The 207-nt window shown below is 50.7% G+C and carries 1 tRNA gene; it reads left to right on the plus strand.

Annotated elements, in window-relative coordinates:
• Window positions 1-132 precede the first annotated feature (132 nt).
• Window positions 133-205, plus strand: a tRNA-Gly gene (locus tag Q0753_RS16665).
• The last annotated feature ends 2 nt before the right edge of the window (window positions 206-207 follow it).

The following is a 207-nucleotide window of genomic DNA, read 5'->3' on the forward strand; positions in this document are numbered from 1 at the left end:
ATAGCTCAGCTGGTAGAGCACAACCTTGCCAAGGTTGGGGTCGCGAGTTCGAATCTCGTTTCCCGCTCCAAATTGAAGACATGGGTTACCAGACCGGTGTTTTGAAAAGTTAAAATACGATAAGCAGTATCTGCGGGAATAGCTCAGCTGGTAGAGCACAACCTTGCCAAGGTTGGGGTCGCGAGTTCGAATCTCGTTTCCCGCTCC

The sequence above is a fragment of the uncultured Oceanisphaera sp. genome, from assembly GCF_947495715.1.
In the GTDB taxonomy this organism is placed as follows: Bacteria; Pseudomonadota; Gammaproteobacteria; order Enterobacterales; family Aeromonadaceae; genus Oceanimonas; species Oceanimonas sediminis.